Origin of the sequence: Pseudoalteromonas xiamenensis (genome assembly GCF_017638925.1) — a bacterium.
Taxonomy (GTDB): Bacteria; Pseudomonadota; Gammaproteobacteria; order Enterobacterales; family Alteromonadaceae; genus Pseudoalteromonas; species Pseudoalteromonas xiamenensis.
In genome coordinates, this window is the sequence record NZ_CP072133.1 from 1 (window position 1) to 23,298 (window position 23,298).

19 protein-coding genes and 3 pseudogenes are annotated in these 23,298 nt (G+C 42.5%); 10 read left to right on the top strand and 12 right to left on the bottom strand.

The window, feature by feature from the left end; genetic code table 11:
* Positions 1-210 precede the first annotated feature (210 nt).
* Positions 211-474 (bottom strand): hypothetical protein, encoded by a 264-nt coding sequence (locus tag J5O05_RS00215; protein WP_208843090.1) that lies wholly within the window; start codon positions 472-474, stop codon positions 211-213.
* 246 nt (positions 475-720) lie between these two features.
* Here J5O05_RS00215 and nagK point away from each other — a divergent pair, with 246 nt between their 5' ends.
* The 7 genes from nagK to J5O05_RS00250 all read left to right on the top strand — a co-directional run bounded on the left by nagK (position 721) and on the right by J5O05_RS00250 (position 7,743).
* Positions 721-1,632 carry an N-acetylglucosamine kinase gene (nagK, locus tag J5O05_RS00220; protein WP_208843091.1) on the top strand — a complete coding sequence of 304 codons (912 nt, stop codon included), beginning with the start codon at positions 721-723 and terminating at the stop codon, positions 1,630-1,632.
* Positions 1,629-2,750, top strand: coding sequence for an N-acetylglucosamine-6-phosphate deacetylase (gene nagA, locus J5O05_RS00225; protein WP_208843092.1), 1,122 nt, complete (start codon positions 1,629-1,631; stop codon positions 2,748-2,750). The genes nagK and nagA overlap by 4 nt, the downstream gene beginning before the upstream one ends.
* Before the next feature lie 62 nt (positions 2,751-2,812).
* On the top strand, positions 2,813-3,937 hold the full coding sequence (gene nagX, locus J5O05_RS00230) for a transmembrane glucosamine N-acetyltransferase NagX (protein WP_208843093.1): 1,125 nt from the start codon (positions 2,813-2,815) through the stop codon (positions 3,935-3,937).
* A 215-nt stretch (positions 3,938-4,152) separates the two neighbouring features.
* Positions 4,153-4,947: a glucosamine-6-phosphate deaminase gene (gene nagB / locus J5O05_RS00235; protein ID WP_208843094.1), complete on the top strand. Its 795-nt coding sequence runs from the start codon at positions 4,153-4,155 to the stop codon at positions 4,945-4,947.
* A gap of 96 nt (positions 4,948-5,043) precedes the next feature.
* Positions 5,044-5,964 (top strand): NAD(+) diphosphatase, encoded by a 921-nt coding sequence (gene nudC / locus J5O05_RS00240; protein WP_208843095.1) that lies wholly within the window; start codon positions 5,044-5,046, stop codon positions 5,962-5,964.
* A 4-nt stretch (positions 5,965-5,968) separates the two neighbouring features.
* Complete coding sequence (locus J5O05_RS00245) at positions 5,969-7,147, top strand: cystathionine beta-lyase (protein ID WP_208843096.1); 1,179 nt, start codon at positions 5,969-5,971, stop codon at positions 7,145-7,147.
* A gap of 221 nt (positions 7,148-7,368) precedes the next feature.
* Positions 7,369-7,743 carry a PH domain-containing protein gene (locus J5O05_RS00250; protein ID WP_208843097.1) on the top strand — a complete coding sequence of 125 codons (375 nt, stop codon included), beginning with the start codon at positions 7,369-7,371 and terminating at the stop codon, positions 7,741-7,743.
* Positions 7,744-7,840: 97 nt separating this feature from the next.
* Here J5O05_RS00250 and J5O05_RS00255 read toward each other — a convergent pair whose 3' ends face one another.
* A complete protein-coding gene (locus J5O05_RS00255) occupies positions 7,841-10,063 on the bottom strand; it encodes an NADP-dependent isocitrate dehydrogenase (protein ID WP_208844433.1) in 2,223 nt (740 codons plus the stop codon).
* 319 nt (positions 10,064-10,382) lie between these two features.
* Complete coding sequence (gene cspD / locus J5O05_RS00260; RefSeq protein WP_208843098.1) at positions 10,383-10,598, bottom strand: cold shock domain-containing protein CspD; 216 nt, start codon at positions 10,596-10,598, stop codon at positions 10,383-10,385.
* Between the two features lie 205 nt (positions 10,599-10,803).
* Between cspD and clpS the strand changes: the two genes are divergently transcribed.
* Together clpS and clpA are read left to right on the top strand one after the other, a co-directional pair.
* Positions 10,804-11,121 (top strand): ATP-dependent Clp protease adapter ClpS, encoded by a 318-nt coding sequence (gene clpS / locus J5O05_RS00265; protein ID WP_208843099.1) that lies wholly within the window; start codon positions 10,804-10,806, stop codon positions 11,119-11,121.
* 29 nt (positions 11,122-11,150) lie between these two features.
* A complete protein-coding gene (gene clpA, locus J5O05_RS00270) occupies positions 11,151-13,415 on the top strand; it encodes an ATP-dependent Clp protease ATP-binding subunit ClpA (RefSeq protein WP_208843100.1) in 2,265 nt (754 codons plus the stop codon).
* A gap of 138 nt (positions 13,416-13,553) precedes the next feature.
* Here the strand turns inward: clpA and infA are convergent, their stop codons facing one another.
* The 4 genes and pseudogenes from infA to trxB all read right to left on the bottom strand — a co-directional run bounded on the left by infA (position 13,554) and on the right by trxB (position 16,329).
* Positions 13,554-13,772, bottom strand: coding sequence for a translation initiation factor IF-1 (gene infA, locus J5O05_RS00275; RefSeq protein ID WP_005493784.1), 219 nt, complete (start codon positions 13,770-13,772; stop codon positions 13,554-13,556).
* 93 nt (positions 13,773-13,865) lie between these two features.
* Positions 13,866-14,571: pseudogene (locus J5O05_RS00280) on the bottom strand (arginyltransferase).
* Positions 14,564-15,280 (bottom strand): leucyl/phenylalanyl-tRNA--protein transferase, encoded by a 717-nt coding sequence (gene aat / locus J5O05_RS00285; protein ID WP_208843101.1) that lies wholly within the window; start codon positions 15,278-15,280, stop codon positions 14,564-14,566. Before aat ends, J5O05_RS00280 begins: the two are co-directional and overlap by 8 nt.
* A 92-nt stretch (positions 15,281-15,372) precedes the next feature.
* Positions 15,373-16,329 (bottom strand): thioredoxin-disulfide reductase, encoded by a 957-nt coding sequence (trxB, locus tag J5O05_RS00290; RefSeq protein WP_208843102.1) that lies wholly within the window; start codon positions 16,327-16,329, stop codon positions 15,373-15,375.
* A 255-nt stretch (positions 16,330-16,584) separates the two neighbouring features.
* On the opposite strand from trxB, the pseudogene pssA reads away from it, so the two are divergent.
* A pseudogene (gene pssA, locus J5O05_RS00295) lies at positions 16,585-17,911 on the top strand (CDP-diacylglycerol--serine O-phosphatidyltransferase).
* A 78-nt stretch (positions 17,912-17,989) separates the two neighbouring features.
* Here pssA and asnB read toward each other — a convergent pair.
* From asnB to J5O05_RS00320, 5 genes and pseudogenes are all read right to left on the bottom strand, one after another.
* Positions 17,990-19,659: pseudogene (gene asnB / locus J5O05_RS00300) on the bottom strand (asparagine synthase B).
* Positions 19,660-19,913: 254 nt separating this feature from the next.
* On the bottom strand, positions 19,914-20,585 hold the full coding sequence (pcp, locus tag J5O05_RS00305) for a pyroglutamyl-peptidase I (RefSeq protein ID WP_208843104.1): 672 nt from the start codon (positions 20,583-20,585) through the stop codon (positions 19,914-19,916).
* Positions 20,585-21,601, bottom strand: a complete 1,017-nt coding sequence (locus tag J5O05_RS00310; RefSeq protein WP_208843105.1) for a DUF979 domain-containing protein — start codon at positions 21,599-21,601, stop codon at positions 20,585-20,587. Before J5O05_RS00310 ends, pcp begins: the two co-directional genes overlap by 1 nt.
* A complete protein-coding gene (locus tag J5O05_RS00315; protein ID WP_208843106.1) occupies positions 21,598-22,332 on the bottom strand; it encodes a DUF969 domain-containing protein in 735 nt (244 codons plus the stop codon). The genes J5O05_RS00310 and J5O05_RS00315 overlap by 4 nt, the downstream gene beginning before the upstream one ends.
* Positions 22,329-23,270 (bottom strand): 5-oxoprolinase subunit C family protein, encoded by a 942-nt coding sequence (locus J5O05_RS00320; protein ID WP_208843107.1) that lies wholly within the window; start codon positions 23,268-23,270, stop codon positions 22,329-22,331. The genes J5O05_RS00315 and J5O05_RS00320 overlap by 4 nt, the downstream gene beginning before the upstream one ends.
* Positions 23,271-23,298 lie beyond the last annotated feature (28 nt).

Below are 23,298 nucleotides of genomic sequence, written 5' to 3' on the forward strand. Positions count from 1 at the left end.
GAGAAATATAATAATAGAGCGCTTTTGCTTGCTTTACGGTGGTTTCGCCAACTAGGTGGTCAATGAGTTGTATATTTAACTCAAAATGAGGGCATAGTTCAGTTCCGTACTGTTGATACCGTAACGCGAATGGCTTCATTTGGTCTAATCCTTGCCCTGAATGGACAAAAGCCCATCCCGTAGAGGTTGCTAGAGGGCTTTTTAGTTGTTCTACGGACTCTCAGCGATACTTAATCTTACATCGCTACCACAAGCGCGAACAATAAGTCTCAAAGCGATAGCGACTTCGAAAACACTTGTTGATGTAGGGGTATAGAGTTGAAATCCATCTCCACGAAAGAAGTAATATTGATATTGGGCGCTCTGCGCCAGAAATTCAAACCATTCGTTTAGTTGATTGATGATTTCTGTTAGTTTGTCCTTTGACAACTTTTGGGAGTTAATTATATCTCCGCTAATCACGGTTCCATTCATTGCAATCTCGCTAGTAACTTAATGTGGTTACATAAATAAATGTAACTATATTTGGTTTCCAAGGCAAGAGAGAAAATAATCAAGACAGATGTTGCAAACTATGTAATAGTATTTTTGTAATAATTGAGATTAAAAAAGATGAAAAAAAGAATGACAACGCTGTCATTCTTTGTGTAACATTAAATCAACATGAAAAATTCAGTGCCATTTTGGTCACAATAATAAAAGCTTAGTTAGGGGTCGTTCATGATGGCTAAAAGCGCTAAACATGATCAGTTGTTTATAGGAATAGATGGTGGTGGAACTAAATGTCGCGCAACTATTTATTCTGCTGAAAGAGGGGTATTGGGAACAGGACTTGGTGGGCCTGCAAATCCTCTCCATGGTTTTGAACGCGCATTAGAGTCTATTATGTTGTCAACTCAACTAGCAATGCGAGATGCAGGTTTAAAGCTTGAGCAAGTTCATGAGCTTTATGCTGGGGCAGGATTAGCAGGTGTAAATTTACCCCAACTATTCGACCGAATTACGCAATGGGATCACCCATTTAAACAATTGTTTCTCACAACAGATCTGCACACCGCCTGTATCGGCGCCCATGAAGGAAAAGATGGCGCGGTAATTATCACAGGAACTGGATCGTGTGGTTTTTCCATTGTTTCAGGAAAAACATGTAACTTAGGCGGCCATGGTTTTGCGCAGGGTGATAAGGGTAGTGGTGCGTGGATGGGACTTGAAGCAGTCAAAGCGGTGTTAGAGTCGTTGGATGGTTTAGCTGAAAAGACAGCGTTGTCTATTGTACTGCAAGAACATTTCCAAACGAAAAGTGCGATGGGTATCGCGGAGCAAATGGCTGGGCAACCATCAAGCGCCTATGCTAAGTTAGCTCGATTTGTTCTCGCTGAAGCAGAGCGCGGTGATGAAGTTGCAATACGGATAGTTCAAGAAGGCGCAGGCTATATTAGTCGCTTAGCGCATAAGTTGCTTGCCAATCAACCACCACGACTTGCCATGATAGGCGGGTTAGCTGAACCTTTGCAGAAATGGTTAGACCCACAAATTTCAGCTCGAGTGGAGCCTGCAATTCAACCGCCTGAAATGGGGGCAATCTATTTTGCTCAACACCAACTAGCACAACAACAGGGTGAGCTTGCATGACGCAAAAAACATACATTGCAGAACGTTTGTTCGATGGCGAAAACTTCAGAGACAACGTGTTATTTAGTGTAGCCAACGGAAAAATTCACTTTGAAAATATCGATCCTACTAGTGCTGAGAAGCTACACGGCTTAGTTGTACCCGGTTTCATTGATGTTCAAGTCAACGGTGGGGGCGGCGGTTTTTTCAATGCTGAGCAAACACAAAAATGTCTAGCTACTATCGTTGATGCCCACAGCCAATTTGGGTCAACCGGCTTGATGCCAACGCTTATTACCGATGATATAGAGGTAATGCGACGTGCAGCGGATACGGTATCGAAGGCAATTAGTGAAGGTCAATGTGGGATTTTGGGCATCCATTTTGAAGGACCACATTTATCACATCCAAAAAAAGGGACTCATAGTGAGCAGTTTCTGAGACCTATTTCGGAAGCTGAATTTGATGTTTATGCGCGCCAAGATCTTGGTATAAAAATGGTGACCTTAGCGCCTGAAACTGTTTCACTTGATGACATTCGACGTTTGTTGTCACTGGACGTAAAGGTTTGTATTGGCCATTCCAATGCAGACTTTGAAACAACCATGAATGCGTTAAACGCGGGAGTGGATGGTTTTACTCACTTGTTTAATGCAATGTCAGCGTTTACATCTCGTGAGCCAGGGGTGGTTGGTGCTGCTCTTTGGGATAACAATAGCTGGTGCGGACTAATCGTGGATGGTCATCATGTACATGCTGCCTCAGCAAAATTAGCCATCCGTACAAAGCAACAAGGTAAAGTGATTTTGGTTACGGACGCTATGCCGCCTGTTGGTACCGATATGACTGAATTTGACTTTTTTGATGGTCGCAAAGTCATTCGCACTGGCGACAGACTAAACTCCACAACCGGTGAACTTGCAGGAAGCGTTTTAGACATGGCTTCTGCAGTAAGAAACACAGTGCAAACATTAGACGTAACGTTAGCGGAAAGCTTAAGAATGGCTTCACTCTATCCAGCACAATATCTTGGTTTGAAGAATAAAGGACGATTATTAGAAGGATTTGACGCAGATTTCGTTGTCTTAGACGGTGAGCTTCATGTGATTCAAACGTATATAGCAGGAATAGAAAAGTAGTAGTTCCCTGGATGAAAACCCCGCAGCAGTAACGCGGGGCTTTTTTATTTTTAGGTAGTAAAATGACAACAAATACAAAAAAAAGATTAGCTTCTTTAGATGCGTTAAGAGGCTTTGACATGATGTGGATTTTAGGCGGACAATCCATATTTGCAGCACTTTTCGTGTTAACAGGTTGGCAAGGGTGGAAGGCATTTGAGGCTCACACAGAGCACAGTGCCTGGCACGGGTTCACGGCATACGACTTAATTTTTCCTCTTTTTATTTTCCTTTCAGGCGTGGCTATGGGTCTATCGCCAAAGCGCATTGACCATTTACCACTTAGTGAACGCCTACCAATCTACCAAAAAGCGGTGAAGCGTTTTTTCTTGCTGTGTTTGCTTGGTATTCTTTACAACCATGGATGGGGAACGGGTATTCCTGCTGACTTTGAAGAGATACGCTACGCAAGCGTACTTGGACGTATAGCATTTGCATGGCTATTTTGTGCGTTACTAGTTTGGCATCTTTCACTTCGGAATGTCGCTATAGTTGGAGTGAGCATTCTAATCTGCTACTGGATAATATTGTGTTTCATCCCAGTACCAAGCGGTAGTGCAGGTGATTTAACCCCGAACGGCACATGGAATGCGTGGATTGACCAAAATCTACTCCCAGGTATTCGGTATCAAAATCGCCCAGTTGACCCAGAAGGACTTTTATCTAATTTCCCAGCAATTGTTAATGCAATTGCTGGTGTGTTTGCTGGGCAGTTGATAGCATCAAGCAACTTACGTGGTGAGTGGCGAACCGCAGCATGGCTTTGCATATCTGGTTTGGTTGCCTTAACACTTGGTTGGGGATGGGATTATGTATTTCCCGTGAACAAAGAGTTGTGGACAAGTTCATTTGTACTAGTCACAGTCGGTTGGAGTGCAATATTGCTGAGCATATTTTATGTATTAGTCGACATATTGCCAGGAACACGCATTTCTTATCCGTTTATTATTATCGGGGCAAACTCAATAATCATTTATTTAGCATCAAGTTTAATCAATTGGAATTATATGAGAGACAGCTTATTTGGAGGGATCATTCGGTCATTTCCGGAAAGTTGGCAGCCGCTGTTATTTGTACTTACTCTATTGTTTGTGCAGTTACTTATTCTTCACTGGTTGTATAAACGCAAACTCTTTATCAGTGTATAAATTAGGCAGCGAGTTCTGCCTTTCATTACAAAAAAATGTAAAAAAAATCTTCACTATTACTTTACAAACAAAAATTATAGGTCAATAATGACAGCGTTGTCATAATGGTAAACTTAGTTTGTTGTATCTCACTAAGGTTGACCTGTCCTTGTACTGATTGCACGCGGCGCAAGGCCAGGTCCCATTTTTTAGTCGCCAAATTTTGAGTGGACACCATGCAGATCGTAATTCTAAAAGATGCTTCCGAAGTCGCACGTTATGGTGCTGATATCTTTACTTCTCAGTTACAACGCAAAGCAGAATCCGTGTTGGGATTGGCTACAGGTTCTACGCCAGTCGCTTTGTATCAAGAGCTCATCAAGCGTAATCAAACGGGCATGGTGACGTTTAAAGAAACAACAACGTTTAACTTGGATGAATACTTAGGTTTGTCGGGTGAACACCCTCAGAGCTACCGTTATTTTATGAATGAGCAATTGTTCAATCATATTGATATTGATAAAGACAGAACACATGTTCCACCGGGTGATGCAAAAAATCCTGTCATCGCATGTCAAGAATATGAAGCTAAAATTGCATCGGCAGGTGGAGTAGACATTCAGCTTTTAGGCATTGGGCGAAATGGTCATATCGGTTTTAATGAGCCGTCGTCAGGCTTAACGTCGCGTACTCGTGTTAAAACGCTGACAAAAGCAACGATTGATGACAACGCCCGTTTCTTTAAAGAAGATGAATACCAACCGCATTTATCGATCACAATGGGTATTGGAACCATTTTGGATGCTCGAAAAGTGGTATTATTAGCTACCGGTGAAAATAAAGCTGAAGCAGTAAAAGCGATGGTTGAAGGGCCTTTAACGGCTGCCTGTCCAGCATCAGCATTACAACTTCACAAATATGCGGTAATTGTGATTGATATGGCAGCTGCAAGCCAACTTAAAGATATCGATTTCTATTTGCATATTGAAGCTGAGAATCAAAAGCTTCAAGCCTATCTTGCCTCTCTGTAGTGTGACTTACACTGTAGGTTGAAAGCCCGAAAGGGCTTTTTTTTTTGCCTGACTCTGTGTTAATTTTGATGCCACTTACCTTCAAGGACTCGGTTAATGCTGTTCTATACTCAACTACCTCTCAATAGACATTCACAGGAAAGAAAAGACTCTAATTGGCTCTTACAAAAGCAGACAAGTAACAGCCGATGGGTATTAGTAAAAAACAACCAATCGCTATTCAAAAAAGACCAACCAGAACTCGTTTTCCTCAATTATGAACAGGTAAGAAACTTACCTCTTTGGGACGCGATATTTTTAGGAGCAATGGAGAACAGTGGTTATTTTGCGATAGATGTTTCTGAAGTTGCGGATGACGTGCTTGAGACGTATACAGAGCAGCACGAGTTCAAGGATATTCGCTCGTACGGTATGGTTGTAGACATGGCATTGGGGTCGATTGCATCCTTATCCCGAGGGCTTTGTCATTGGCATGCTACTCACCGTTTTTGTGGGCGTTGTGGTAGTAAAAACAAATTAATAGAAGCAGGGCATGCAAGGCTTTGTACAAATGATGCCTGCAAACATATGACTTTCCCTCGTACAGACCCCGCGGTGATTATGCTGGTCACGCATGTCTTTCCTGACGGAGTGGAGCGATGCCTAATGGGAAGACAAGCAGCCTGGCCGGAAGGCGTCTATTCTACTTTGGCTGGATTTGTTGATCCGGGAGAGTCATTAGAGCAGGCAGTTATTCGAGAAGTTGAAGAAGAAGCAGGCGTTCAAGTTCAGGAAGTTGAATACGTTGCTTCACAGTCGTGGCCATTTCCATCCTCTATTATGTTAGGATTTTTTGCTAAAACGAATAATCCAGAAATCTACGTCGATAAAGACGAACTTGACGATGCAAAATGGTTTAGTCGGAAGGATCTCAATGATTTTTCAGAATGGGGTCATCAAGAACCAGGCTACAAATTAACACGCAAAGATTCAATATCTCGTTATTTAGTTGAAACTTGGCGTAACCAAGGGGAATGAGTCAATGAAAAAGCAGACGCAAATCGTCGCTTCTGGTCGTAAAAAACAATACACCCATGGGGTTGTTAACCCTGTAGTACAACGCGCCTCAACCGTTGTATTTGAAACTATGGATGAACTTCAAGCCGCCGCGAAAGAACGACACAATCGAACGCTGTTTTACGGACGTCGAGGTACAACGACACATTTTGCGCTTCAAGACGCCGTAGCTGAATTAGAGGGAGGAGCCGGTTGCGCCCTGTTTCCATGTGGTGCAGCCGCAATCGCACAAACGTTACTGTGCTTTTTGAAGGCAGGTGATCACCTTCTAATGGTTGACTCTGTTTATGAGCCAACCCGCGATTTATGTGAAAAAATTCTAACGCGTTATGGCATTGAAACGACGTACTATGACCCGTTAATTGGCGCCGAGATCGAGAAAGAATTTAAAGACAACACGCGAATGATATTTCTGGAGTCTCCCGGTTCTATCACGATGGAAGTTCAAGATGTACCCGCCATTGTCAGCGCTGCAAGTAAACGTAATATCCTCACTGTTTTGGACAATACCTACGGGAATGGTCTTCATTTCCGTCCATTAGAATTTGGCATCGATATTAGTGTGCAGGCGGCAACGAAATACATTGTTGGTCATTCAGATGTCATGATGGGGGTCGCTGTCGCGAATGAAAAATACTGGCCAACGCTTCGAGAACATGCATATTTGCTCGGTCAATGCACCTCCGCAGACGATGCTTATCTGGCGCTCAGAGGATTACGTACGATGAGTGTTCGATTAGACCAACATGAGCGCTCTGCACTGAAAGTCGCAAACTGGTTAAAAGCTCATCCTCTAGTAGATCATGTGCGTCATCCCACGTTCGAGACTTGCCCAGGTCACGAACACTTCAAACGCGATTTTGATGGCAGTAATGGTCTTTTTTCATTTGTGTTAACACAATCAACGCCTGAAGCTCTTAAAGTGCTTGTTGAAAGTTTACACCATTTCAAAATGGGATTTTCATGGGGCGGCTATGAAAGTCTAATTACCGTTAACGCCAATATGCCTGCACTCAGAAGTAAAACGGGTTGGTCGAAGGGGACCGTGATTCGTTTGCATATTGGACTTGAAGACAGCGATGATTTAATAAACGATTTAGAGCAAGGTCTCGCTAAATTTGAGGAAGTACTTCAACGTTCGTGAACATAAAGAGTTTGCTCAATAAATTCATAGGTCATTCAACTAAATTGAGTAAACATGACTACACTTAAAAAATGGCTCTAAAGAGCCATTTTTCTTGAATCAGCATCCACTTTTGAAAGATGGAATGTATTGATTTTACGTTTCTTTATTCGGCAGTTTGGCATCGAGAAAAGATTTAAATTAGGGATACCTTTGTAACAAAGCATTGGGAGGAAGACAAAATGGGATTGCTAAGTGGCTTAATGGGCAACGCCAGTGAGGTCGATGAGAACGAACTTGGTAAGTTATTGAGTAATACATTGATACCAGATGAAAACATTGAAAAAGCCTACCGCGTTATCCGTGATATGTTTGTTTTTACGAATAAACGATTAATTCTCATAGACAAGCAAGGAATGACTGGGTCGAAAATCGAAATGTTGACAATACCGTATAGTAAAATCACAAAATTTAGCAAAGAATCAGCAGGCCATTTTGATTTAGATGCAGAGCTTAAAATTTGGGTAGGCTCAGAATCAGAACCATTGTCGAGAGAATTTAAGGCAGGCGATAATATAAATGATGTTTATCGGATTTTATCTCAGCATTGCTTATAGACACGACAAGTTCTGAAATAAGCGTCGACGCGGTTTCGGATGGGTCAAATTAAATAAAAAGGGCCAGAAACTGACCCTTTTTTTTATGCAAGTCTACTTAGGCTAATTTTGCCAAAATAGCATTCAAGGTTTGGCTTGGACGCATTGCCGCAAACGCTAGTTCATCGTTTGGCTGGTAGTAACCACCGATATCCATTGATGTACCCTGAGCATTATTAAGCTCGTCAACAATGCTTTGTTCATTTGCTGACATATCAGCAGCAACAACTGTAAACAAATCTTTTAATTCAGCATCATCGCTTTGTGCAGCCAGCTCTTGTGCCCAGTACATAGCAAGATAGAAGTGGCTACCACGGTTATCTAGCTCACCAACGCGACGTGAAGGTGATTTGTTTTCGTCAAGGAATTTGCCGGTAGCTTTGTCTAATGTATCCGCTAGAACTTGCGCTTTAGCATTACCAGAAACTTGAGATAGATGCTCAAGGGAAGCCGCTAGTGCTAAAAATTCGCCAAGAGAATCCCAACGTAAGTGGTTTTCTTTCTCGAACTGTTGGACGTGTTTAGGCGCAGAACCACCCGCACCCGTTTCGAATAAACCACCACCGTTCATAAGAGGAACGATTGAAAGCATTTTCGCGCTTGTACCCAACTCAAGAATTGGGAACAAATCTGTTAGATAATCACGTAAAACGTTACCCGTTACAGAAATCGTATCTTCTCCCTTAGCCATGCGAGCAAGTGAGAATTGCGTTGCTTCGACTGGAGCTAAAATGTGTAATTCTAAGCCCGTTGTGTCGTGTTCTGGGAGGTACGCTTCAACTTTCTTGATTAGCTCCGCATCGTGTGCGCGGTTTTTATCTAACCAGAAAACGGCTGGTGTATTTGAAAGACGTGAGCGGTTTACCGCTAACTTGACCCAATCTTTGATCGGTGCATCTTTAGTTTGGCACATACGCCAAATATCGCCTTGCTCAACATCGTGTTGAAGTAAAACGTTACCGTCAGTATCAACGACACGAACTTGGCCGTTAGCTTTTACTTCAAACGTTTTATCGTGTGAGCCATATTCTTCTGCTTTTTGCGCCATTAAACCCACGTTAGGAATTGTGCCCATCGTGCGAGGATCAAAAGCGCCATTTTCTTTACAGAATTCAATCGTTGCTTGGTATACACCGGAATAACAACGGTCTGGGATTACAAACGCTGTATCTTGTTGTTTACCTTCAGCATTCCACATCTGGCCACTCGCACGAATTGCAGCAGGCATTGAGGCGTCAATGATTACGTCACTAGGAACGTGTAGGTTTGTGATACCGCGATCCGAATCAACCATTGCAATTGCTGGGCGAGATGCGTATTGAGCTTGAATATCAGCTTCAATAGCTTGACGCTCTGCGTCTGGAAGCGATTGAAGTTTTGCGTAAACATCGCCAAGTCCGTTATTTACATCAACACCAAGTGACTCAAACAAAGCTCCGTGTTTGGCAAAAACGTCGCTGTAGAATTCTTTAACAGCATGACCGAAGATGATTGGATCAGATACTTTCATCATCGTCGCTTTCATGTGCAGCGAGAACAGCACGCCTTTGTCCTTTGCAGCTGCAACTTCTTGTGCGATAAACTGACGCAGCGCTTTCACGTTTAGACGTGAAGCATCAATGATTTCGCCCGCTTTTAGAGGTGTACTTGCCTTAAGTACCGACACAGAACCATCGACTGCAACGTGTTCGATGCGAACGTCTGTTGCCTGTGCGACAGTAACTGACTTTTCAGAACCGAAGAAATCACCGTCTTCCATGCTTGCAACGTAAGACTGAGAGTCCTTAGCCCAAGCGCCCATTGAATGAGGGTTTTTACGTGCATATTCTTTTACTGAAAGAGGAGCTCGACGGTCAGAATTACCTTCACGAAGCACAGGGTTTACTGCACTACCTTTGATCTTGTCGTAAGTTGCTTTGATAGCCGCTTCTTTTTCATCTTTTGGCTCTTCCGGATAGTCAGGAAGTGCATAACCTTTTGATTGAAGTTCTTTGATAGCTGCTCTCATTTGAGGAATAGAAGCAGAAATGTTCGGAAGTTTAATAATGTTGGCTTCAGGTGATTTTGCTAGTTCACCTAGTTCAGCCAAATGATCGCCAATGCGCTGTTCTTCTGACAAAAACTCAGGAAAGTTCGCGATGATACGACCAGCAAGCGAAATATCACGAGTTTCTACTTCTACACCTGCAGCATTACTGTATGCTTGGATGATTGGCAACAACGAATACGTGGCGAGCGCCGGCGCTTCGTCAGTTTTAGTGTAAATAATTTTAGATGTCATCATCGTTCCTAGATTTGAGGCTGTACGCCTTTCAACAATGCAATAGGCCACTTTGTATTACTACAAAGGGCAAGTTTGTTAGGTTTTTTTACTTCTTACCTAAAACACTGTCAATTTTTGGCGGAAGAAAGCAGCAACTGGAGGCCAAATAAAAAAATCTAACTAACCTGCAACATCTAAATCCGTACTAGTTTAACAAGTGTAAGCGCAAAGGGCTAATGACAATTAATACAGTGAGCTAGAGAATTGGTCTAATGGAGGAGGGGGAAGTAAAGCGAGACTGCACGGCAACTCGCTTTTAGTCATACTATGCACAATATCAAACCATGCCTTCGATTGGGGCGATATTAGTTGCATGCAGGCCTTTTGGACCTTGCTGTAGTTCGAATGTTACATCTTGACCAGCTTTGAGTGTCTTGTAGCCATCCATAACAATCGTCGAGTAGTGGGCGAAAATATCTTCTTCGTTACCATTTTCTACGATGAAACCAAAACCCTTGGCATTATTGAACCATTTGACTTTTCCGCAAGCCATACTTCATACATCCTTCTATCTAAGTTGACTAAATTTGAGTTAATCTAACCATTGTAATTTGCTAGACTGCCCATAGATTGAACAATCTGTTTAGACTGTAGATTATATCGCCATACAGTCAAGCGAATTACTCATCTTTTTTAACATTTTATTTATTTTTAAATTCATATTTGCTTGAGATTAGAAGACAAGACTATATTTAATTATGAGTGGACTCAAAGATTCTGGTGTAATGGAAACGACTCGTGAAAAGCAGAAGCAAGCGCTAAAGCCGCCACGAAAGTATAAAGTCATCTTAAACAATGACGACTACACCCCAATGGATTTTGTCATCGAAGTGCTGATGAAATTTTTTAATATGGATAGCGAAAGAGCAACTGATGTGATGTATCGAGTACATCATGAAGGGCGAGCGGTCTGTGGCATATATCCTGCAGACATTGCTTATACCAAAGTAGAACAGGTAAATCGTTTTGCTCGAGACAATGAGCATCCGCTGCTTTGTAGTTGTGAGCAGGAATAACCTATTTAAATCTCGTTTGGGGGGTTGCCATGCTAAATAAAGATTTAGAAATTACATTAAACGCAGCGTTTCGTGAAGCAAGAGCACGCCGTCACGAATTTATGACGGTTGAACACTTGCTACTCGCGCTAATTGATAACCCATCTGCCGGAGACGCACTTGGTGCATGTGGTGTAGACAAAGATAACTTGAAAAAAGAGCTATCTGATTTTATTGACGAGACAACACCAGTCATCCCTGACTTGGAAGAAGACAGGGAAACACAACCTACACTTGGATTTCAACGGGTATTGCAACGAGCTGTGTTTCACGTGCAGTCGTCTGGACGGACCGAAGTTACTGGTGTTAATGTCCTTGTAGCAATTTTTTCAGAGCAAGAAAGCCAAGCCGTTTATTTACTCAAAAAGGCAGACATTAGTCGTTTAGACATTGTTAACTACATTTCACACGGTATTTCGAAAGTAGATGACCACGATGATCATGAAGATCACGAAGAAATGCAGGATGAATCCAGTGAAGTCGCGGGTGAAGAGTCAACTAAACTTGAAAACTTCACCAGTAACTTAAATGCATTAGCAAAAGCGGGTCAAATTGATCCATTAGTCGGTCGTGATGAAGAAGTTGAGCGTACGGTTCAAGTGCTTTGTCGTCGCAAGAAAAACAACCCGCTTCTCGTTGGTGAAGCTGGTGTTGGTAAAACGGCTATTGCTGAAGGCTTGGCATATCGTATTGTAAACGAACAAGTTCCAGAAGTGATTGCGGATGCAGTCGTTTATTCTCTAGATATGGGCGCACTACTTGCCGGCACGAAATATCGTGGTGATTTTGAAAAGCGGTTTAAATCGCTTTTGAAAGAATTACAAAAGAAACCGAACTCAATTCTGTTTATTGATGAAATCCACACCATTATTGGTGCGGGTGCGGCTTCTGGCGGTGTGATGGACGCATCGAACTTGATTAAACCGCTTCTCTCTAGTGGAAAATTAAGATGTATGGGGTCAACAACCTATTCGGAATTCAAAAATATTTTTGAAAAGGATAGAGCGTTAGTACGCCGTTTCCAAAAAATTGATGTGGTTGAGCCAAGTGTTGAGGACACCACTAAGATTCTAATGGGCCTGAAAGACAAGTACGAAGAACATCATGGGGTGCGTTACACGGTAAAAGCGCTTCGTGCTGCGGCTGAACTGAGTGCTAAATACATCAATGAGCGCCATCTACCGGATAAGGCGATTGATGTTATTGATGAAGCAGGTGCAAGCCAGCGCTTACAACCACCGTCAAAACGTAAGAAAACGATTAATGTTGCGGATATTGAACAAATTATCTCTAAAATTGCTCGTATTCCACAGCAGAGTGTTTCATCAAGCGATAAAGAAGTGCTTAAAACGCTCGACCGTAACTTAAAAATGCTTGTTTTTGGGCAAGATCAATCTATCGATGCGTTAACGGCTGCAATTCGATTATCGCGTTCAGGTCTTGCAAACGAAGATAAGCCAATAGGCTCATTCTTATTTGCGGGTCCCACGGGCGTAGGTAAAACCGAAGTGACGAAACAACTTGCCAAATGTATGGGCGTGGAATTCATTCGATTTGACATGTCTGAATACTCTGAGCGTCATGCGGTGAGTCGGTTGATCGGTGCACCTCCAGGCTATGTCGGGTTTGAGCAAGGGGGATTGTTGACGGAAGCCGTTATTAAACATCCGCATGCTGTTGTGTTGTTGGATGAAATCGAAAAAGCGCATCCTGATATTTACAATATTTTGCTACAAGTAATGGATCACGGTACCTTGACGGACAACAACGGTCGTAAAGCTGACTTTAGAAACGTGGTTGTGGTGTTAACGACAAATGCGGGTGTTCAAGAAACGGTACGTAAGTCTATTGGCTTTCAGCAGCAAGATCATTCACATGATGCGATGGTTGAGATTAATAAGGTTTTCACGCCGGAGTTCCGCAACCGTTTAGACAACATTATTTGGTTTAACCATTTGGATAAAGACGTCATTCTTCAAGTCGTCGATAAGTTTGTGGTTGAATTACAAGCTCAACTTGACAAGAAGTCGGTGAGTCTAGAGCTGACGTCTGAAGCAAGAGAATGGTTGGCTGATCTTGGTTATGATAAAGCAATGGGCGCAAGACCTATGGCGAGAGTAATTCAAGAACAACTTAAAAAGCCGCTAGCTAATGAAATTCTGTTTGGAGAATTAGTTGATGGTGGTAATGTGAAAGTGAGTTTGAAAGATAAGAAATTGGATTTCCATTTCGATGTCGAGCTAGAAACCGCTTAACACATAGACCAATTGCTTTTTTAAAATAGAAAGGTTGTTGGTCTTACACTTCAAGTAACAAAACAAAAAGCCTGATTTTCAGGCTTTTTGTTTATCCGCTATGACAAAGTCAAAGCGAACAGGAATTCATGACTACAATTAACGAGCGCGGAAGACAATGCGACCCTTTGATAAGTCATACGGAGTCAATTCAACTGTTACTTTGTCACCAGTTAAGATACGGATGTAGTTTTTACGCATCTTGCCTGAAATGTGAGCCGTAACCACGTGGCCGTTTTCAAGCTCTACGCGGAACATTGTATTTGGAAGAGTATCAAGGACTGTGCCTTGCATCTCAATAACGTCTTCTTTCGCCATGTGTAGCGTTATACCTCTAGATTAAAGTGAAACGCTGCAGATTTTGCCGAAAAGCGACCAATAAGTAAAGGACAGGACTAAATTAAATGTTAGCTAAATGTTTAACCAACGGTCGTTTTGTAGTCGTTCTGCTGGTGTGAATTGGGTTTTGTATCTCATTTTCTTGCAGTCATCTATTTGATAACCAAGATAAACATGCTGTTTCCCTTGTTTTTTTGCATGTTCAATCTGCAATAAAATCATTACAGTGCCCAAACTGAAATCTTCAAAGCAGGGATCGTAAAAAGTATAAATTGCAGACAACGCATTTGGCATTGTATCCGTTACGGCTACTGCAATGAGGGTATCATGGTACCAGAGACTCTAAAAACGTGACGGGGAGCCAACGGCAGAATAGAAAGCTTTCATACTGGACACGATTTGGTGGGTACATAGAGCCATCTTGATGACGCTCAGTGATGTACTTAGCGTATAAGTCATAGTATTCCGGTCTTTCCTGATGTGATACCACAAACTGAAATTGATTATTCGCTTTTTTTAACTTTCTCTTTTGTGAATTCGTTGGCGAAAATAGAGGCGCAACCACACGAACGGATTGACAAGCATGACATGCAGGACAATGCGGTCTGTATATTTGGTCTCCACTTCGACGAAAGCCCATTTCTAATAGGGACTCGAACCGCTTAGCGGTAAAATAATTGTGGTCTAGGATGACAAGGAGTTGCTCCTGTTTGTCTTCCAAATAACTGCACGGAAACTGCTGACTCAGTCCAATTTTAGCAGGAAAGTGATCAGTCATATATCTCTCCAAGCGATTGGGGTTGCCACATTGTGTTGGGAACGTTGTAATTCCTCGCAGCTTTAAGTTTAGTCAAAAATTCTTCACGTGATATAGATTTTGCGCCTAATGTCGCTAAGTATGGATTCAATAATTGGCAATCGATGAAATGTGCATTGTGACGCTTTAACCACAGCACGAGTTGCCACATCGCAATTTTAGATGCATCGGTTATGTTGTAAAACATGCTTTCGCCACAAAAAACACCATTTTGCATTATTCCATACAGACCGCCCACAAGGCGCCCCTCGAGCCATATCTCAAGGCTATGTGCGATACCAGCTTTATGTGCCAATTGATAAGCTGCAATCATATCTGGGTTAATCCAAGTGCCTTCTTTGTCGAGGCGCTGCGCTCTACAGGCTTCTATCACCTGTGCAAAGGCTTTATTTACAGAGACCTCGAGTCTGAGTTTGCGATAGGTCTTTTTGGTTGATTTAGAGACATGAAAGTCATTTAACTCAATTACCCCTCGTTGACTCGGTGACCACCAAAGGATTGGTTCTTCATCGTTAAACCAAGGAAATATTCCTTGCGAATAGGCTGCTTTTAAGCGGTCAATAGAAAGGTCCCCCCCAATGGCGAGCAAACCATCTGGATCGGTCAATGCTTGTGAGGGGGATGGGAATGTGATGTTGGAGTGTGACAAGATGACTAACTGTTGGCTCATTATGCTACTTCATGTATTACGCCTAACCAAGATAACGCATATATCAATATAGACAATTAAAAAGGCGCCTGAAGCGCCTTTTTAATGCTAACTTATTTACCTAAATTGTCTAGGTAACGTTCTGCGTCAAGAGCTGCCATACAGCCAGTGCCCGCAGAGGTAATTGCTTGACGGTAAATGTGATCACTTACGTCACCTGCGGCGAATACACCCTCTACACTTGTTTGTGTAGCATTGCCATTCAATCCTGATTGAACGACTAAGTAGCCGTCTTTCATTTCAAGTTGACCTGCAAAAATATCCGTGTTTGGTTTATGACCAATCGCGATGAATACACCCGCCAAATCCAAATCATTGGTTTCACCAGAGTTAGTATCTTTAATGCGGATCCCAGTTACACCCATTTCATCGCCAAGTACTTCATCCAACGTTTTGTTTAGGTGTAGCACAACGTTGCCATTTTGAGCTTTATCCATTAGACGGTCTGCAAGGATCTTTTCACTGCGGAATGTCTCACGGCGGTGAATAACGTGAACTTCAGCTGCAATGTTAGAGAGGTATAAAGCTTCTTCAACGGCCGTATTTCCGCCACCGACAACAGCTACCTTTTGATTACGGTAAAAGAAACCGTCACACGTTGCACACGCCGAAACACCGCGGCCTTGGAATGCTGTTTCAGACTCTAAACCAAGGTATTTAGCAGACGCCCCTGTTGCGATAATAAGTGCATCACAAGTGTAAGTGCCAGAGTCACCTTTTAATGTGAAAGGACGATTGGTTACGTCAACGGTATGGATATGGTCAAAAATAATTTCTGTTTCGAAACGTTCCGCATGTTCTTTCATGCGTTCCATTAGCGCAGGGCCGGTTAAACCGTGTGCGTCACCAGGCCAGTTCTCTACTTCTGTGGTCGTCGTTAATTGTCCTCCTTGTTGCAGGCCTGTAATCAAAACAGGGTTTAGGTTTGCACGTGCAGCATAAACGGCTGCGGTGTAACCTGCAGGACCTGAACCAAGAATAAGTAGTTTACTGTGTTTCGTGTTGCTCATGGATTTTTCCCATCGAATTCTTAATAACTGTACAATGCGACTGATTCTAAGTAATTCAAGAGCGAAGTAAACAAAAATGGCGATTTTGTTTTTTTCTAAATAAGCAAGATGTCAAAAAAACTGTACTTGAGTAATTTTTAAGCCTTTAAACGTGTTTATTATCGTTAAATCATGACCTCTTTAATATTTTTTGCTATGTTCTAGCGAATTTCTGTATGGTGTCTATTATGGACAGCCGAACTTGATTAGGTAATTATGGTTTTTTGGCAAGAAAAACCCGCTTTTGGGTTAGATGCAACGGACGTACAAATATTAACGAGCGCGAGCGAGTATCGTAGCGCGTTAATGTCGTTAATTAAAAATGCAAAACGTCGTATTGTTATGACAGCTTTGTATTTGCAAGACGATGAAGCAGGGCGAGAAATTCTCGAAGCACTTCATCAGGCGTCACTTGCGAATCCTGCATTAGAAATCACAGTCCTTGTCGATTTTCATCGCGCGCAACGAGGCTTAATCGGCCAAGCTCAGTGTGAAGGAAATGCTAAATTATATTGTGATGCGCTTGAACAACATCAATCGAATGTTCGTATTTATGGTGTGCCCGTCAAAGCAAAAGAGTTATTTGGTGTTTTGCATGTCAAAGGCTTCGTTATCGATGATACGTTGCTTTACAGCGGCGCCAGTTTAAATAACGTCTACTTGCAGTATGAATCTAGATATCGTTTAGACCGATACTTTTTGCTCCAACAATCTCAACTTTGTGATGCAATTTGCAAATTCACCAACATGTATCTGTTGAGACTCAGAGGCAGTACCTAGACTGGATATTCGGCCGTTGCCAAGCTTTGCTGACATCAAGGCAGCTCAGCGACAATTGATGAAAACACTTAAAAGTGCTCAGTATGAAAGCGGTACGTTTGAGAGCAATTCGCCATTGAATGTGCGTGCATTTTTAGGTTTTGGACGACGTTCGAATAAACTTAATCGCCTTATTAAGTACTTATTTGATACAACTGAACAGGAATTAGTACTGTATACACCGTATTTTAATTTCCCTGCACCATTGCTGCGTTCCCTTCGTCGATTGCTGAAACTGGGCAAAAAAGTGACGATTGTTGTGGGTGACAAAACCGCAAACGATTTTTATATCTCGCCTGAGGAAAGTTTCAGTAAAATCGGTGCATTGCCTTATCTTTACGAAACAATTTTGTACAAGTTCCTGACGAGCCAAAAACGTTTTATCGATTCAGGTTTGTTAAACGTTTATCTGTGGAAAGATGAAAATAACTCATTTCACTTAAAAGGGGTTTGTCAGGATAACCGCCTTCATCTTATGAGCGGTCACAATCTAAATCCACGTGCTTGGGGTCTTGATATCGAAAATGGTATTTTGATTGAGGATAAGCAAGGTGTTATTAAAGATGCAGTCTTAAAAGAGAAAGAAACGATTCTCGCGCACTGTCGTCGTTTATCAGGTCCAAAATGCTTAGAAACGATGGATGACTACCCGACACCGGTTAAAAAGTTATTGGGTCAAGCGAAACGAGTGAAAGTAGATTTCATTATTAAACGGTTTATTTAGTGAACGCAAATCGACAACAAACTAAATATCTTGTTTCGATATGAAAAAAGGCTCTAGAAGAGCCTTTTTGCTTTTCGATTACTTTTGTTTATAAGCTGCGTTATGCACACCGCTGCGCGCCCTGAAGGGTCAGCATTGTTTGCAAAACTTGCATCCCAAGCAAGTGCTTCTGGTGTAGAGCAAGCGACTGATTTACCATGAGGGACGCATTTAGCTGCAGCTTCCCCAGGAAAATGCGATTCAAATATGGTGCGGTAGTAGTACGCTTCTTTGCTGTCTGGCGTGTTGATTGGGAAGCGGAAAGCCGCATTTGCTAAGTCCTGATCTGACACTTGTGTCTCGACAAATTCTTTCAGTGAATCTATCCAGCTATAGCCGACGCCATCGGAAAATTGTTCTTTTTGTCGCCATAAGACTTCATCAGGCAAATAACCATCGAATGCACTGCGAACTATGTGTTTTTCAATCTTACCGTCTTTACACATTTTTTGTTCAGGGTTAACGCGCATCGCGATATCGACAAACTCTTTGTCTAAAAACGGCACGCGAGCTTCGACACCCCATGCGGCCATTGATTTATTAGCACGCAAACAGTCAAACATATGTAGTTTGCTGATTTTACGGTTCAACTCCTCATGGAACTCTTTTGCGTTTGGCGCTTTATGGAAGTACAAGTAACCACCAAATAACTCATCAGCACCTTCACCCGAGAGTACCATTTTGATCCCCATGGCTTTAATGTAACGTGCCATCAGATACATTGGTGTTGATGCTCGGATCGTTGTCACATCGTACGTCTCAAGGTGATAGATAACTTCTTTGAGTGAATCAATCCCTTGTTGGACGGTGAAGTGAATAGGGTGGTGAACCGTGCCTATTTCATCAGCCACCTTTTGCGCGGCAGCTAAATCAGGAGAACCTTCTAGGCCTATTGAGAATGAGTGGAGTTTGGGCCACCATGCATCAGATGCGTCGTCATCTTCAATTCGCTTAGCCGCGAATTTTTGTGTAATGGCAGAGATAACAGAAGAATCTAGGCCACCTGAAAGTAATACGCCGTATGGCACGTCGCACATCAATTGGCGTTTAACCGCGGCTTCTAAGCCTTCTCTGACTTTTTCAGGCGATGCATCGTTGTCTGAAACGGCATCATATGCTTGCCATTCACGTTGATAGTATCGTCTTGGCGAGCCTTCTTTTGAATATAAATAGTGGCCAGGTGGAAATTCTTCAATTTGAGTACAAATTGGTGTAAGCGCCTTCATTTCCGAAGCGACGTAGAAGTTACCATGCTGATCTCGCCCTGTGTACAACGGAATAATACCAATGTGGTCACGGCCAATTAAGTAAGCATCTTGTTCTTCGTCATACAAACAAAACGCGAAAATGCCATTTAAATCATCTAAAAATTCGGGGCCTTTCTCTTTATATAGCGCGAGAATAACTTCGCAATCTGATTCGGTTTGGAACTCAAAATCGACGTTGAGAGATTTAGCGAGTTGTTTGTGGTTATAAATTTCACCATTAACGGCGAGAACATGAGTACGTTCAGGATTGTAAAGTGGTTGAGCACCACTCGAAACACCAACGATGGCGAGACGTTCGTGAACCAAAATCGCTTTATCTGATGAGTATACGCCAGACCAATCGGGACCACGGTGACGTAGTCGTTTAGACATTTCAATTGCTTGACTTCGAAGCTCTGCAGGATCACTGCGAAGCTCAAGTACACCAAAAATCGAACACATAGAGACCTCATTCCTGTGTTAATGTTATTAAGATGCCAGGCTTATCTAGATAACTTGAAATAATCAACAGTGACATTTAAATCAACGAGAGTCGTTATTTAAACTGGCATATTCAAGTGTTTTAGACAAACTAGCTCTGAGTCACCTTACATTTAACAGAAAAGAAATCGTAAGTCACATGTTAACTGGAAGTTTTTTAGTGTAATTTGCGCACTGATGTGGTGCGCAATTTGAACTAAATTGGTGCAAACGGGTTAATGGGTTGTCCCCGCGCTTATTTTTAGGTCTGGTTTATACTCAAGTGATTCATTGAGTATGGCGAGAAGCGACTTTTTCACCATTTCTTGTGACATGCTTGGCGCACCGGAATGGTGCACTGCCTGAGTCGGTAAATAAGGAATGTGGATGAAACCGCCTTGGCAAGACAACTGCTGGCTCTGAAAGTAATGCAATAATCCATACATGACATGATTGCAAACGTAAGTACCTGCAGTGTTTGAAATTTCGCTCGGTATGCCATTTTCTTGTAAGGTTTTGAGTATGCGTTTGATCGGTAATGCAGTGAAATACGCGGCTGGTCCATCTTGAACAATTGGTGTATCGATCGGCTGATTTCCTGCGTTATCAGGAATACGAGCATCATCGACGTTAATCGCAACGCGCTCGATACTTATGCTACTTCGCCCGCCTGCTTGACCGACACACAATACAACACTGGGGTGATACTTATCGATTGCTTGATAAAGCGCATCCAAAGCGCTATTAAATTCACAGGGCAGTTCTTTGGTATGAATAATATGGCTTTCTTGTCTGCCAATCGCGAGACCTTCGAGTTGATTTACCGCTTCCCAAGAAGGGTTAATTGTTTCGCCACCGAAAGGGGCAAAGCCAGTTACTAAAACGCAGGGTTTTGCTTGTTTAGCCATCAGAAAATTACCCAATACATTAAAACAATATTAAAAGTCAGCAGCATTAAAGCAGTTGGAATTTGCACTTTAATGACCTGATACTTGTCGTTCAAATCAAGTAATGCCGCGGGCACAATATTGAAATTGGCGGCCATAGGTGTCATTAACGTACCACAGTAGCCTGAATACATGCCTAGTGCGACTAAAGGAGCAGGGGACGCGCCGTGCATTTCAATCAGGAACGGCATAGCTATACCCGCTGTCATGACTGGAAATGCGGCGAAAGCATTGCCCATTATCATGGTAAATATAGCCATTCCAACACAATAAATAACCACAAGCATAAATTTGTTTTCAGGTGTAACAAATAGCGTGACCAGTTCTTTGATTGAATCGCCCGTTTGCGCAACGATAAACACTCCGCCCAACATCGCAAGCATCTGAGGTAAAATAGCTGCCCAGCCAATTGAATCGACTAAGCGCCTTGATTCGCCTACTGCGATCAACGGTGAACCACCGGTGTATCTCCAACCAACAAGTAACGCAACGAGGCAAGCTAATGTTAACGCTCCAAGAGTAATGTGCTGTTGATCAAATAAATACAAACCAAAGAGATTGATATCTGACAAAAGTACTGTGCTAATGACGGTAATGATGGGGATCAGTACAGCAGGAATAAAAAGTTTATTACCTATGCTATCGGCACTTTGCTTTTTTTGTTGTTCGGATAACTGCTCGTATGTGCCCTGTGATACATACCCAAAGCCGGCTAGTAGGGCTATTGCAATGACGGAAAAGCCAACCCACACGTGAGTGACTTGCTCGCCAAAAAGAGTTATTGATATATCACCAAACAAAAAAACATTACCAAATAATCCCCAAAATAATGCGGTGGAGTAGCGTTTGGGATGACCTTTGTCTTTAAGTGTTTTAATTACTAGAAAGGCGACAAGCAAGCCGATGACAAGAAAGACATGATTAATTTCAAACACGGCAGGCGGTGCCAATGAAGTTGTGGTTGAAATGACATTCATTGCATTTCTCCTTCAACCACTGACGTTTCTTGCTTTTGTTGGATATATTTTTGCACGTCTTGACTGAGCGAGGCTTCTAAACGAGCAAGTCTAAAACAATGAAATATCAGCGCAGCAAGTGCGGTCGGAATAGCCCACAGTCCAATATGGAGTGGTTCGATGCCTTGAATTCCATTTTCTCTTAAGAACGCATCCATAAGCAATACAGCACCAAAAGCGATAAAGATGTCTTCGCCAAAAAACATCGCGATGTTGTCGCAGGCTGCTGCATGTGCACTAATCTTATCTTGGATTTCCTTTGGCAGTGGACCATAGGTATTCGCAGCAGCACCTAAAGCCATTGGAGCAAGCAGTGGACGAACGGTTTGCGCTTGACCTGCCAAACTCAGTAATCCAAGTGCGGATGAACATTCGCGGACAACAAAATAAACCATTAAGATGCGTGCACTCGTTACACTTTTGATACTTGCTATCCAGTCTTTCGCCCGTTGTTGTAGTCCATAGCGTTCGAGTAATGCGATGATAGGCAGAATGAGCAGTAGGCTCGCGAGTTGGCGAGCGTTCATAAATTTTTCGCCGAACGTTGAAATAAGCGATAGCCAATCTAAGTCAACGGCCCAACCAGTAATTAGGCCTGCTAAAGTGACTACCAGTAAAGGATTGAAGCGAAAGGCAAATCCCGCGACAACGACCACGATCCCAATGAGAGGGAGCAAATTTAATTCAGTCATTTTTTCTTGTTGTTCTCTATTGCAATATTAATTCGATTTAAATGGAATAATGTCGTTTCGTGTGCTTTTGTTGCTGTGTTTATATCCACAAATTCAAAGTAAACAGGTTCACTTGCACCCAGTTGAGTAAAATGCCGCAAATCCGCCTCAATCACTTGTCCGATGATTGGATAACCCCCTGTCGTTTGGCAATCTGCTAGTAAAACCATCGCTTCTCCACTCGGTGGGAGTTGGATCACACCTGGATGAACGGCTTGAGATGGAATGCGAATATTGTGGTTAAAAAATTCGACATCATCCCGTATCAAGCGAGTACCCATGCGGTTACTCGATAATTGAACCGACCATGGTTTTTCAGTAAACCGTAACTTCCAGTGTTCGTCAAAACAAGCGAGATGAGGACCAGGTAAAACTCGGATGTGATTGAAGTAGGGCGGTTGAAGTGCGCCTTGTGCGGATACCTGTGTTTGGTGTGGTTTAAATAACGAAATAACAGTGCCTGATTGTAATGGCTTTCCAGACAACCCACCAAACTGCCCCTGAATATCCGTAGAGCGGGAATTTAAAACCAGCGGAACATCGATGCCACCAGCGAAGCATAAATAACTTCTCAACGCATGTTGGGATCCTTTGAGTCTTAATACATTGCCTTGTTTGGCTTGCATGCACCATCCACTGTGTATTGGCATGTCGTTAAGTGTTGCATTGAGACTGCTGCCCATCAGCACAAATGAACAGTCTTCCATAAAACGGAAAACAGCGTTGCCTGCCGTTATTTCAATAGCAGCAGCGTCGTCCTCATTACCGAGCAAACGATTCCCTATGATCAAGGCGAGAGGATCAAGCACTCCTGACTGCGGAATACCTTGTTGTCGATGACCAAATCGTCCTAAATCTTGAACCGTGGAAAGTGGACCAGGGTTAATTACTTCAATCATTGAGTGCCTCAAATCGAACAACATCGCC

What these genes read in the sequence shown, in the direction of transcription:
- J5O05_RS00215 (WP_208843090.1), bottom strand. Translation starts at nt 474, where the DNA reads ATGAATGGAACCGTGATTAGCGGAGATATAATTAACTCCCAAAAGTTG.
- nagK (WP_208843091.1), top strand. Translation starts at nt 721, where the DNA reads ATGATGGCTAAAAGCGCTAAACATGATCAGTTGTTTATAGGAATAGAT.
- nagA (WP_208843092.1), top strand. Translation starts at nt 1,629, where the DNA reads ATGACGCAAAAAACATACATTGCAGAACGTTTGTTCGATGGCGAAAAC.
- nagX (WP_208843093.1), top strand. Translation starts at nt 2,813, where the DNA reads ATGACAACAAATACAAAAAAAAGATTAGCTTCTTTAGATGCGTTAAGA.
- nagB (WP_208843094.1), top strand. Translation starts at nt 4,153, where the DNA reads ATGCAGATCGTAATTCTAAAAGATGCTTCCGAAGTCGCACGTTATGGT.
- nudC (WP_208843095.1), top strand. Translation starts at nt 5,044, where the DNA reads ATGCTGTTCTATACTCAACTACCTCTCAATAGACATTCACAGGAAAGA.
- J5O05_RS00245 (WP_208843096.1), top strand. Translation starts at nt 5,969, where the DNA reads ATGAAAAAGCAGACGCAAATCGTCGCTTCTGGTCGTAAAAAACAATAC.
- J5O05_RS00250 (WP_208843097.1), top strand. Translation starts at nt 7,369, where the DNA reads ATGGGATTGCTAAGTGGCTTAATGGGCAACGCCAGTGAGGTCGATGAG.
- J5O05_RS00255 (WP_208844433.1), bottom strand. Translation starts at nt 10,063, where the DNA reads ATGACATCTAAAATTATTTACACTAAAACTGACGAAGCGCCGGCGCTC.
- cspD (WP_208843098.1), bottom strand. Translation starts at nt 10,598, where the DNA reads ATGGCTTGCGGAAAAGTCAAATGGTTCAATAATGCCAAGGGTTTTGGT.
- clpS (WP_208843099.1), top strand. Translation starts at nt 10,804, where the DNA reads ATGAGTGGACTCAAAGATTCTGGTGTAATGGAAACGACTCGTGAAAAG.
- clpA (WP_208843100.1), top strand. Translation starts at nt 11,151, where the DNA reads ATGCTAAATAAAGATTTAGAAATTACATTAAACGCAGCGTTTCGTGAA.
- infA (WP_005493784.1), bottom strand. Translation starts at nt 13,772, where the DNA reads ATGGCGAAAGAAGACGTTATTGAGATGCAAGGCACAGTCCTTGATACT.
- aat (WP_208843101.1), bottom strand. Translation starts at nt 15,280, where the DNA reads ATGAGCCAACAGTTAGTCATCTTGTCACACTCCAACATCACATTCCCA.
- trxB (WP_208843102.1), bottom strand. Translation starts at nt 16,329, where the DNA reads ATGAGCAACACGAAACACAGTAAACTACTTATTCTTGGTTCAGGTCCT.
- pcp (WP_208843104.1), bottom strand. Translation starts at nt 20,585, where the DNA reads ATGGCTAAACAAGCAAAACCCTGCGTTTTAGTAACTGGCTTTGCCCCT.
- J5O05_RS00310 (WP_208843105.1), bottom strand. Translation starts at nt 21,601, where the DNA reads ATGAATGTCATTTCAACCACAACTTCATTGGCACCGCCTGCCGTGTTT.
- J5O05_RS00315 (WP_208843106.1), bottom strand. Translation starts at nt 22,332, where the DNA reads ATGACTGAATTAAATTTGCTCCCTCTCATTGGGATCGTGGTCGTTGTC.
- J5O05_RS00320 (WP_208843107.1), bottom strand. Translation starts at nt 23,270, where the DNA reads ATGATTGAAGTAATTAACCCTGGTCCACTTTCCACGGTTCAAGATTTA.